An 11,826-nucleotide genomic window follows, 5' to 3' on the forward strand; every position below is an offset into this window, starting at 1 on the left:
TCCTTGGTTGATTCCTGAAGTGATCAGTAGGCGTGGCCGCGGTCTTCGCTGATCGCGTCGGCGTCCACCTTGCCTCGCAGCACGTAGTAGACCCAGCTGGTGTAGGCCACGATGATCGGGATGAAGATCGCGGTCACGACGAGCATGATGAACAGCGTCAGGTGGCTCGACGATGAATCGAACACCGTGAGGCTGGCTCGCGGATCGATCGACGACGGCAGGATGAACGGGAACATCGAGACGCCGACGCTCAGGATGATGCCGGCGATGCTCAGCGCGCTGGCCAGCAGCGTCATCATCTCGGCGCGCATGCGCAGCCCCAGCAATGCGATCAGCGCACCTCCGAGCCCCAGGGCGGGAACCACATAGAGCAACGGATGCGCCGCGTAGTTGACGAACCAGGCACCCGCGTGAACCTCCGCGGTCTTCAGCATCGGGTTCGACGGCCCGTCCATGGGCAAGGCGCTCGTCACGCGATAGCCATCCACGAAAGACCAGAGCATGAACCCGGCCAGCGCATACAGGACAACGGTCGCGACCGCAGCCACGCTTCCATACGCGCGTGCGCGTTGGGAGACGGGCCCCTGCGTCTTCAGTTGCAGCCACGCGCTGCCGTGCATCACGAGCATCGCGACCGACACCAGTCCGCACAGCAAGGCGAAGGGATTCAGCAGGCCGAAGAACGAGCCGTCGTAGAAGATGTGCATGTCGGTGCCGAATCGAAACGGCACGCCCCTGAGCACATTGCCCATGGCCACGCCGAAGATCAGCGAAGGCACGAAGCCGCCGATGAACAGGGCGATGTCCCAGCGCGCCTTCCAGCTCGCGTCATCGCGCTTGCCCCTGAACTTGAAGGCCACCGGTCGCAATATGAGTGCGAAAAGGATCGCGAACATCGCCAGGTAGAAGCCCGAGAACGAGACGGCGTAGAGCTGCGGCCAGGCCGCGAAGATCGCGCCGCCGCCGAGGATCAGCCAGACCTGGTTGCCCTCCCAGACCGGGCCGACGCTGTTGATGATGACGCGGCGCTCCAGATCGTTGCGCCCGGCAAAGGGCAGCAGCATGCCAGTGCCCAGGTCGAAGCCGTCGGTCACGGCAAAGCCGATCAGCAGCACGCCGAGCAGCAGCCACCAGACGACACGCAGGAATTCGTAGGACAGCAGTGTGTGCAGGATCATGGTCGTGCTCCGGTTCAGTCGGCGGACAGAGGCGAGGGCCGGAGTGCGGCCAGTTCGGGATCGGCTTCGGCGCGGTAGACGGACGGCGCCGGCACCGGTTGCTCCTTGGGCCCCTTGCGGATCGCCTTGAGCATCAGCTTCATCTCGATAAGGAAGAGGATGGTGTAGATCAGCACGAAGCCGAGGATGGTGATCAACAGCGTCATCGCGCCCAGGTTCGACACGGCCACCGCCGTCGGCAGCACGCCTTCGATCACCCACGGCTGACGGCCGACCTCGGCCACGATCCAGCCCAGTTCGGCCGCGAGCCACGGCAACGGGATGGCGAACACCGCCACCTTGAGGAGCCACGGATAGGCGTCAAGCTTTCGTCGTGCCGAAAGCACGAAGAAGGTGGCCGTGAGCACGATGAAGAACATGCCGAGCCCCACCATGAGGCGGAAGGACCAGTACAGCGGCGTCACTGCCGGCACCGTATCTTGCGCCGCCTGCGCGACCTGTTCGGGCGTTGCCTTGCGTGGGTCGTCCACGTAGCGCTTGAGCAGCAGCGCGTAGCCCAGGGCATGGCCGTTCTGCTCGAAGATGTTGCGGGCCGACGCCGGAACCGCGTCCTCGCTGCCGGCTTCGCGAATCTGCTGCAACGCGTCGTAGGCGGAGATGCCGACGCGGATGTTCAGCTCGGCGCGATGCACCAGGTCGTCGATGCCGGGAATCTCGGTGGTCAGCGAGCGCGTGCCGATGAGGCCCAGCAGCATCGGGATGTGTACGGCGAAGTGGGTCTCGCGCGTTCGCTGGTCGGGAAAGCCGAAGGCCGTGAAGGCGGCGGGCGCGGGCTCGGTCTTCCACATCGCTTCCAGCGCAGCGACCTTCATCTTCTGGTGTTCGGTCGAGAGATAGCCGCTCTCGTCGCCCAGCAGCACCACGGACAGGGAGGCAGCCAGACCGAATGATGCTGCGACCGTCATCGACCGCTTCGCAAGCTGCAGATGACGGCCCTTGAGCACATACCACGCCGAGACGCCGAGCACGAAGATGGCGGCCACCGTGTAGCCGGCCGATACCGTGTGCACGAACTTGGCCTGCGCCACCGGATTGGTCAGCACCGCGAAGAAGTCCGTCACCTCCATGCGCAAGGTCTGCGGATTGAAGGCGGCGCCTACGGGGTTCTGCATCCAGCCATTGGCGATCAGGATCCACAGCGCCGAGAAGTTGGAGCCGATGGCGACCAGCCAGGTGACGATCAGGTGGGCCACCTTCGACAACTTGTCCCAGCCGAAGAAGAACAGCCCGACAAAGCTCGCTTCGAGGAAGAAGGCCATCAGCCCTTCGATCGCCAGCGGCGCGCCGAAGACATCGCCCACGTAGTGGCTGTAGTAACTCCAGTTCATGCCGAACTGGAACTCCATGACGATGCCGGTCGCGACACCCATCGCGAAGTTGATGCCGAAGAGCACACCCCAGAACTTGGTCATGTCGCGCCAGATGGTGCGGCCGGTCATCACATAGACCGTCTCCATGATCGCGAGGACCACTGAAAGGCCGATGGTCAGCGGGACAAAGAGGAAGTGATACAGCGCCGTGAGGGCGAACTGCAATCGAGAGAGGGCGACGATGTCGAGGTCCATGGGGTTCCTTTCGTGTTCTTGCGTATCGCTCGTTTCTCAGTCCGGCCGCAGGGCGCACAGTGCAGCATCGAATGCCGGCGTGCCGCGCTGGAGGTCGGCCACGATTCGGCCCTCCTCCATGCAGACCAGGCGGTTCGCCAGCGCGGCCTCGCGCCGCAGGTGGGTCGCGATGAGAAGAGTGCGACCTGCAGCCTGGACTTCGAGGCGCCGCAACACGTCGTGCGCGGTCGCAGTGTCCAACGCTTCGGTGGGCTCGTCCATCAGCCAAAAGGGTACGTCTCGCATCAACAGACGCGCCAATGCAAGCCGGCGCGACTGACCGCCCGAAAGGCCCAGGCCGCCCTCGCCGAGCCGCGTGTCGAGGCCCGAGGTCATTGCTTTCACGTCGCTGGCGAGACCTGCCCCTTGCAGCGCGCGCCAGATCAGCGTGTCGTGCGCCTCGGGGTCGGCGAGCCGGAGGTTGTCACGGAGGCTGTCCTGGAAGAGTTCCGTGCGCTGTGTCAGCAGGCAGTGTGGCCGCATGAAAAGGTCCCCGGATTGCAACGGCAGTTCGCGTGCAAGCGCGGCGAGCAAGGTGGACTTGCCGGCGCCGCTGGGGCCCACGAGCGCCACGCGCTCTCCCGCGGACAAGGCGAGCGACACGCCGTTCAGTGCAGGCATTCGGCAGCCCGGATAGGTCACGGTGGCCGCAGTCAGGTGCAGGGCGCTCCCTTGGTCGAGCAAGTCGGCCTTCTCGGCAATGCGCGTGTCCTCCTTCGCCATCTGCGGCGCCAATCGTCTCGCGGCCAGCCACGCGCGGCCGGCTTCGATCGCCCCCCGTCGCAAGGCGGCGAAGGGTTCGACGGCGGTGAGCGCCATCAGGACCCCAAGGGCCGCGGCAGGTGCGCTCACCGCGCCCTCGCCTGCGAGCACTCCCACAGCCAACAGCACGCCGGCCAGCGTCAAAGTGCCGACCATCCCATACGCCAGGCCGGCGCCGACCTCCAGACGATTGAGCTTCATGTCCGCCTTGGCGAGATGCCGGTCTGCTGCGGCGAGTGCTGCCTGTTGTGCGTCCATCCTGCCGGCCATGACCAGCTCCGTCTGGCCGGCCACCAGATCCACAGCACGGGCGCGCAAGGCTTCCATCGCTTGCGCACGCATGACCGCGGCGGGCCTCGCACGCGCGGCGATCCACAGTGCGATGCCCCAGCCAGTGCCGACCAGCCAGAGCGCCAGCGCCAGGCCCATCCAGGGACTCATGAAGCCGAGCACGACACCGGCCAGCATCGCCGCGCCGAAGGCCGCACCGGCCGGCACGAGCATTCGCAGATAGAACGACTCGAGCGCATCGATGTCGGACGTGAGGCGAAACAGCAGCCGTGCCGGCCGAGCCAGCAACCGGCGCGCAGCGTCGGGACGTGCCCATCCGCGAAAGAGCCGCTCGCGCAGCGCGGCCAGCACGCCGAAAGTGGCGTCGTGCGTGACGAGCCGTTCGCCGTAGCGCGATGCAGTGCGGCCCAATGCGAGCAGCCGGATGCCGGCCGAGGGCATGAAGACGTCGAAGCGCATGGCCGTCATCGCGTTGAGGCCCGCAAGCGCCGTCGCAGTGATGAACCATCCGGACAGCCCCAGCAGCGCCATGCCCATCAGCACCGTCAGCGCTGCCATGGCCGCGCCCAGTGCGAGCCGGCCGGGTTCTGCCGCCAGGAAAGGGAGAACCACGGGACGAAGATCGCGCCAGAGTTTCACGCGGCCTCCTCCTCGGGCACCGCGTCCAGTCGAACCACGCGGTTCATTCGCGCGGCGAGGACAGGATCGTGCGTGGCCACGATCAGCGTCCTGCCGCGCGCGAGTTCGAGCAGCGCGTCGGCCACGCGCTCGGCGGTCCGCGTGTCGAGGTGGGCGGTCGGCTCGTCGACCAGCAGCAGATCGGCATCGGGATGCGCGGCCATGCGTGCCAGCGCCAGCCGAACGGCCTCGCCGCCGGAAAGACCCGTCCCGCCCTCTCCCAATGCGGTGGTCGGATGCGCCTGTGCCACATCGTCCAGGGCAGCGAACCGCATCGCGGCTTCGACCTGCGACGCGTGGACATCCGCGCGGCCCAGGGCAACATTCGCCTGCACGGAACCGGCAAACACATGCGGCCTCTGGCCCATCCATGCCATGCGGGCGCGCAGGGACACCACCGTGCGGTCCGACAACGGCACGCCGCCGATCGCGATCTCGCCTCGCTGCGCAGGCACCAGGCCGGCGATCAGGCACAGAAGCGCCGTCTTGCCCGAGCCGCTCGGACCCATCAGCGCGACATGCTCGCCCGCGGCCACGCGCAAGTCGTAGCCTTCAAGAAAAGCGTCCTCGCCAGGGTGCGCGAAATGCAATGAATGAACGCGCACCGAGGGTGCGCCAGCCTTCGCCGGGCCTTGCGGCAATGCCGTCGCCTGCGCACCCGGCAGCGGCACGCCGCCACGCACCAGTCGTTCGAGCGATTCCAGCGCCGCCTCGCCGGCCGCCCGGTCATGCCACACCGCCGACAACTCGCGCAGTGGCTCGAAAAATGCTGGCGCCAGCAGCAGGATGAACGTGCCCTGGCCGAGGCTCAGGCGGACGCCCCAGGTGCCGAATTCGAAGGTGCCCAATAGATGGAAGCCGATGAAAGCCGCCACCATGGCCACGCCCAGGGCCGAGAACAACTCGAGCACGGCAGACGACAGGAAGGCGATCCGGAGCACCGCCATGGTCCGTGCACGCAGGCTCTGGGCGGCTTTGCCCAAGCGCCGGGCGGTGGCGTCGACGGCCCCCAGGGAGCGCAAGGTCGCCAGCCCGCGAAGTCGATCGAGCAGGAACGCGTTCATGTCGCCCACTTCGATCATCTGCGCCTCGCTCGCGGCCTTGGCACGCCAGCCGATGATGGCCATGAAGATCGGGATCAGCGGTGCCGCAACCAGCAACACCAGTGCCGCCACCCATGACAAGCACGCGACCACGGCCACGATCACGAGCGGAACCAGCATTGCCCGCCAACGCGCAGGGCCATAGCGCACCAGGTACGGCACCAGCGCCTCGGCCTGCTCGGCGATCACGCTGGCCGCGAGGCCCGATGCAGGCCTCGCGCTGTCGAGCGGCGATCTCGCCGCCAGCGCCGCGGCCACCCTTGCCCGCAATCCGGACAACGTCGAACGGGCCGCCACGTAGACCCGGCGCATGCCCCATGCTTCGCAGGCCGCACGCAGCAGCCCCAGGACCAGGATGCCTGCGGCGGGCGTCAGGGTCGCGGCGATACCCTCGCCCGCGCCCAGACGCTGGATGGCCCATGCCAGCAAAGCCGCTTGCGGCAGCCACAACAGCGCAGCGACCCCCTGGACCAGGCTCCCCAGCCCGGGAGAGTCAAGGGAGCGCAAGAGAGCGGTCGATGGTGCGGGTGGGTTCACTTGTTTGGATTCGTGTAATTTCAGTATTTACTGAAAACTCGCCAATCATAAGAGATGTCACGCAGCGCCAGCGATCTTCGCCGCAAAGCCCCCGCCAGAATGCCTAATCCCCATGACGCAAGCGCTAAGCTTCCATGTCGATCGACGGAGAACGCCAATTGAAGATCCTTTCCATCACGCCGACGTACTTTCCGGAGATCGGGGGTATCGAGTCCCTCGTGCGCGAACTCGCGACGCGTATCTCGCGCGGCGGGACGCAGGTGGACGTGGCGCATATCTCGGCCAACCACGCGGCCTTTTCAGTCAGCGAGATGGACGGGATCAACGTGTACCGGGTGCCCGTCACCGGCAATCGCCTCGTGGGCTACGCGCGCGGGCTGGGCCGCCTGGCCTCCGGCTACGACCTGCTGCACGTGCACGACCCGCAACTGATGCTGCTGACCGGCAACGTGATCCTGCAATGCCGGGACATCCCCGCCATCATGAGCTCGCATGGCGGCTTCCGCCACACGGGGCAGCATCAGGCGTTCAAGCAGTTGCACGAGCGCTTCCTGATGCGCCGGCTGTTGCGCCACTACCGCAAGGTCCTGGCGGGCAGCGATTCCGACATGACTTACTTCAGCGCCTTCTCGGACAACGTCGAGAAGAACGAGCCCGGCGTCAACTTTTCCAAGTTCGCGAGCGGCCGCAGCATCGGCGCGCCCGATCCGACCCGATGGATCTACTGGGGCCGCTGGTCGCGCAACAAGCGCATAGACGCCGTCATCGACACAGTCGCCATGGCGAGGGACAACGGCATCGCCATCGATCTTCTGATTGCAGGCCCCGACTTCGACAAGCTCGGCGGATCATTGCAGGCGAAGATCGACGCCCTCGGACTCGGCGATTCGATCAGGATGCACCCCTACATCGAAGACGCAGCCCTGATGCAGGAACTGCAGCAGCGCACCGTCTTCATCACCGGCAGCGAATACGAGGGCTTCGGCATCGGCATCGTCGAGGCCATGGCCGCCGGCAAGATCGTCGTCTGTCGGGACATCCAACCCATCAACGGTTTCGTCGACAAATCCGAGACGGGCTTCTTCCTCGAGTTCGACAACGGGCCGAAAGATCTCGCCACGGTGCGCGAGATCACGCGCCTCGACGCGGCGCGGTGCGAGACCATGGCAGCCGCCGCGCAGCACAAGGCCAAGCGTTACGACTGGGAATCGGTGGCCCTGCAATTCGCCGAACACTATGCGAAGGCGCTTTGCGGCCAGGATCAGGACGGCGCCCTGCGCCCCCGGTAGGTCCTAGGTCGAGACGATCAGGCCGCAGGCCAGCAGGCCGGCGAACAGGCCCAGCACCGCACGCCACGTCGCGGGGCGCGATTCGACCCAACGGTACAGAAGCACGGCGGCAGCGATCGACAGGCCGAAAGTCACCATCAATCCGAGCATGTCGATCCACGGCGTGGGGGGCATCAGCCGGCTCACCACCGCGCTTACCAGCAAGAGCACCGGAAAGTGGATGAGGAAGAGCGAATACGAGATACGCCCCAGCCGCACCAGTGGCTCGCCCATCGAAGGCCAGGCGGCAGGCTTCAGGCCATCGAGGTGCTGCACGATGGCCACGCCCAGCGCCGTGACCAGCGCCGTCGCAATGCGGCTGCGCCAATCGAGCGCCAGCGCCGCCGCCCCGAGGAGGGCGAGCAACACCACTGCAAATCCCCACGTGCTGGCTCGCGTTGCACGGCCGATCCAGAAGACCAGCATGCCCAGCCCATAGGAGCCGAAGAAGTAGAACGCGGTGGTGTCGAGTTCTGCATGGCGATTGAACACGGCGAGCGAGGCGATCACCAGTGACAGGACGAGCCCAGCCAGGAGCCAGCGCGATCGCTCCGGCCGCACGGACCAGCGCCGCTGCATCAGTTCAGAGAAGCCGATCGCTGCGAGCGCCAGCACGAAGAGTTGGAAGTCGATCGCCACGTACCAGACGCCGGTCGACAAGGCGTCGTAGCCGAGCAGGTCCTGCAGCAGTAGCCCGTGCGCCAGCAACTGCGCCATGGCGGGCGGCGCGGGCACCGCCTCGTCGTCGAGCCAGGGGCGGACCAGCGCCGCCACGAGCACACTGAAGATCAGGGCCACGAGGTAGGGCATGACCAGCCGGCCGTAGCGCTGGAAGACCCGCACCAGCGGCCGATCGACGCGCATGACGCCGTCCGGCGCGAGGCTCCCCGCCGCCAGGAATCCGGCCAGCACCAGAAACACCTGCACCGCCAGCCGCCCATCCTGGGCGAACCAGTCGAACAAGCCCGGCGCCAGCGACGACGCGCCCGCCGGCATCGGCCCGTAGCGCGAGAGGTGATGCCCGACGATCACGGCGCAGGCAATGCCCTTCACCGCATCGAGCAGCGGCATGCGGCCAGAAGGCGCTGGCACGCGAGTGCCCATGGTCATGCGCTCAGACGGCAAGGCGGCGGCGCGCTTCCTGGTATTCGCGCTTGAGCTTCTCGACATAGGCCGCGGCGGTCGCGACCTCGGTCACGGCGCCGATACCCTGGCCCGAACCCCAGATGTCTTTCCAGGCCTTGGCCTTGCTGCCTTCGCCGCCGCCGAAGTTCATCGTCTTCAGGTCGCCCTCTGGCAGGTTGGCCGGGTCCATGCCCGCCGCCACGATGCTTGGCGCAAGGTAGTTGCCGTGCACGCCGGTGAAGAGATTGGAATAGACGATGTCGTCGGACGTGCCGTCGACGATGGCCTGCTTGTACTCCGCGCTCGCGCGCGCTTCCTCGGTGGCGATGAAGGCCGTGCCGATGTACGCGAAATCAGCGCCCATGGCTTGCGCCGCCAGCACAGCGCCGCCGGTCGCAATGGAGCCCGACAGCGCGATGGGGCCGTCGAACCACTGGCGGAGCTCTTGCACCAGCGCGAACGGGCTCTTCACGCCCGCGTGGCCGCCGGCACCCGCCGCGACGGCGATGATGCCGTCGGCGCCCTTCTCGATCGCCTTCTTCGCGAAGTTGTTGTTGATGATGTCGTGCAAGGTCACGCCGCCATAGCTGTGGACCGCATCGTTGACGTCGGTACGCGCGCCGAGGGAGGTGATGACGATCGGCACCTTGTACTTGACGACCATTTCCATATCGTGCTCCAGCCGGTCGTTGCTCTTGTGCACGATCTGGTTGATCGCGAACGGCGCGGCGGGATTCGTCGGATTGGCCTTGTTGTAGGCGGCGAGCTCCTCGGTGATTTCCGCGAGCCAGTCTTCGAGCTGGGAAGCAGGACGCGCATTGAGTGCGGGCATCGATCCCACCACGCCCGCCTTGCACTGCGCGATCACGAGCTTCGGATTGCTGATGATGAAAAGCGGTGAGCCGATGATGGGCAGCGGCAGGTTGGCGAGCACGGGCGGCAACTTGGACATGGGGTCTCCGGACTATGTGAATGAACTATCAAAAACGGGCCCCTGTTCGGGAAACACCGCGGAACCGGCTCTGCCGGGCCGCAAGGTGTTGCCCCCGGCAGGGGGTAGGCGGCCACACGAAGTGCGCAAGCCTGGGGACGAGATCAAAAAGCTTCGAGCGCGAGCGCCGTGACGCTCTCGGCGCCTTCGACGATGCTGTCGCGAAGGCCGGGCGCCTTGTTCAGGATGTGCTCGGCATAGAAGCGCGCGGTGGCGATCTTGGCCTTCATGAAGGCCACGTCGGTACCGGCCTTCGCAAGGTCCTCCGCGATCAACAGCGAACGCGCCAATTGCCAGCCGGCGACCACATTGCCCGCGAGCATCAGGTAGGGCACGCTACCCGCGAACACCGCGTTGGGCGAAGCCTTGGTCTGGCCCGCGACGAAGTCGACGACATCGACGAAGGCTTCGCGCGCCGCCTTCAGGCGCCTGGCCATGGCCAACGCATCGGGCGTGTCGCGCTTGGCGAGTTCGGCTTCGGTCTTCTCGATCTGCGCGGCAATCGCCTTCGCGGTCTGGCCCCCGTCGCGCGCGGTCTTGCGGCCCACCAGGTCGTTCGCCTGGATCGCCGTCGTGCCTTCGTAGATCGTCAGGATCTTGGCATCGCGCAGGTACTGCGCCGCGCCAGTTTCCTCGATGAAGCCCATGCCGCCATGCACCTGCACGCCGAGCGAAGCCACTTCCAGGCTCATCTCGGTGCTGTAGCCCTTGACCAGCGGCACCAGGTACTCGTAGAAGGCCTGGTTCTGCTTGCGCGTGTCGGCATCGGGATGATGGTGCGCTGCGTCATAGGCCGCAGCGGCCACGGTCGCCATCGCGCGGCAGCCTTCGGTGTAGGCACGCATCGTCATAAGCATGCGCTTCACGTCCGGGTGATGGATGATCGGCGCGCTGGCGTTGATCGAGCCATCGACCGGCCGACTCTGCACACGGTCCTTGGCGTAGCCCACCGCATGCTGGTAGGCACGTTCTGCGATCGCGATGCCCTGCATGCCCACCGCATAGCGGGCCGAGTTCATCATGATGAACATGTATTCGAGGCCGCGGTTCTCCTGGCCGACGAGGTAGCCGACGGCACCGCCGTGGTCGCCGTATTGCAGCACCGCAGTCGGCGAGGCCTTGATGCCCAGCTTGTGCTCGATGCTGACGCAATGCACGTCGTTGCGATCGCCCAGCGAGCCGTCCTTGTTCACGAGGAACTTCGGGACCACGAACAGGCTGATGCCCTTCACGCCTTCGGGCGCGCCGGTCACGCGGGCGAGCACCAGATGGACGATGTTCTCGGCCATGTCGTGTTCACCGTAGGTGATGAAGATCTTGGTGCCGAACACCTTGTAGGTGCCGTCGGGCTGGGGCTCGGCGCGGCTGCGCACCATCGCGAGGTCGCTGCCGGCCTGCGGTTCGGTCAGGTTCATCGTGCCGGTCCACTCACCGCTCACGAGCTTCTCGAGGTAGATGGCCTTGAGTTCGTCGGAGCCGGCCGTGAGCAGTGCCTCCGTTGCGCCATCGGTCAGCAGCGGGCACAGGGCAAAGCTCATGTTGGCCGAATTCAACATCTCGACGCAAGCGGCGCCGATGACCTTTGGAAGGCCCTGTCCACCGAAGTCCGACGGATGCTGCAGGCCCTGCCAGCCGCCCGAAACATACTGCGCGAAGGCTTCCTTGAAGCCCGGCGTGGTCGTGACCTTCCCGTCCTTGAACGAGGACGGATCCCGATCGCCCGCGACGTTGAGCGGCGCGATCACGTCCTGGTTGAAGCGCGCGCACTCTTCGAGCACGGCCTGCGCCGTTTCGAGGCCGGCTTCTTCGAGGCCCGGCATCCGTGCCACCTGCGCGATGTTCGCGAGGTGCTCGATGTCGAACAGCATGTCCTTGAGGGGAGCGATGTAGCTCATATGTGTCTCCTAAGGCCCTTCGGCCGAATGCGAGTCGATGCGAAAAAAAGGGCATCGCGAACGATGCCCCTTTGCTCCACCATCGAATGGGTGTTTCTCAGAGTGCCTTGACCAGTTCCGGCACAGCCGTGAACAGGTCCGCCACGAGGCCGTAGTCGGCCACGCTGAAGATCGGCGCTTCTTCGTCCTTGTTGATCGCGACGATCACCTTGGAGTCCTTCATGCCGGCCAGATGCTGGATCGCGCCCGAGATGCCCGCTGCGATGTACAACTG

General features: G+C 66.0%; 9 protein-coding genes. 1 reads left to right on the forward strand and 8 read right to left on the reverse strand.

The window, feature by feature from the left end; all coding sequences use genetic code 11:
• Nucleotides 1-23: 23 nt before the first annotated feature.
• Genes cydB through cydD form a run of 4 tightly spaced genes read right to left on the reverse strand, consistent with a single transcriptional unit; the run spans nucleotide 24 to nucleotide 6,183 of the window.
• Nucleotides 24-1,178, reverse strand: coding sequence for a cytochrome d ubiquinol oxidase subunit II (cydB, locus tag AC1D3B_RS30865; protein ID WP_478194487.1), 1,155 nt, complete (start codon nucleotides 1,176-1,178; stop codon nucleotides 24-26).
• Nucleotides 1,179-1,192: 14 nt separating this feature from the next.
• Entirely contained in the window at nucleotides 1,193-2,803 is a 1,611-nt protein-coding gene (locus AC1D3B_RS30870) for a cytochrome ubiquinol oxidase subunit I (protein ID WP_478194488.1), read from the reverse strand.
• Nucleotides 2,804-2,839: 36 nt separating this feature from the next.
• Complete coding sequence (gene cydC / locus AC1D3B_RS30875; RefSeq protein WP_478194489.1) at nucleotides 2,840-4,534, reverse strand: thiol reductant ABC exporter subunit CydC; 1,695 nt, start codon at nucleotides 4,532-4,534, stop codon at nucleotides 2,840-2,842.
• Complete coding sequence (gene cydD, locus AC1D3B_RS30880) at nucleotides 4,531-6,183, reverse strand: thiol reductant ABC exporter subunit CydD (RefSeq protein WP_478194490.1); 1,653 nt, start codon at nucleotides 6,181-6,183, stop codon at nucleotides 4,531-4,533. Before cydD ends, cydC begins: the two co-directional genes overlap by 4 nt.
• A gap of 188 nt (nucleotides 6,184-6,371) precedes the next feature.
• On the opposite strand from cydD, the gene AC1D3B_RS30885 reads away from it, so the two are divergent.
• A complete protein-coding gene (locus AC1D3B_RS30885; protein ID WP_478194491.1) occupies nucleotides 6,372-7,502 on the forward strand; it encodes a glycosyltransferase family 4 protein in 1,131 nt (376 codons plus the stop codon).
• 3 nt (nucleotides 7,503-7,505) lie between these two features.
• On the opposite strand, the gene AC1D3B_RS30890 is transcribed toward AC1D3B_RS30885, so the two are convergent.
• The 4 genes from AC1D3B_RS30890 to AC1D3B_RS30905 form a co-directional block, all read right to left on the reverse strand.
• A complete protein-coding gene (locus tag AC1D3B_RS30890; protein WP_478194496.1) occupies nucleotides 7,506-8,645 on the reverse strand; it encodes an acyltransferase family protein in 1,140 nt (379 codons plus the stop codon).
• Between the two features lie 10 nt (nucleotides 8,646-8,655).
• Nucleotides 8,656-9,618 carry an NAD(P)H-dependent flavin oxidoreductase gene (locus AC1D3B_RS30895; protein WP_478194492.1) on the reverse strand — a complete coding sequence of 321 codons (963 nt, stop codon included), beginning with the start codon at nucleotides 9,616-9,618 and terminating at the stop codon, nucleotides 8,656-8,658.
• Nucleotides 9,619-9,761: 143 nt separating this feature from the next.
• Nucleotides 9,762-11,552: an acyl-CoA dehydrogenase gene (locus tag AC1D3B_RS30900; protein WP_478194493.1), complete on the reverse strand. Its 1,791-nt coding sequence runs from the start codon at nucleotides 11,550-11,552 to the stop codon at nucleotides 9,762-9,764.
• Nucleotides 11,553-11,649: 97 nt separating this feature from the next.
• A partial coding sequence (locus AC1D3B_RS30905; RefSeq protein WP_478194497.1) for an FAD-binding protein occupies nucleotides 11,650-11,826 on the reverse strand: 177 nt, incomplete at its 5' end.

This window comes from Variovorax sp. P5_A3, from assembly GCF_056400665.1.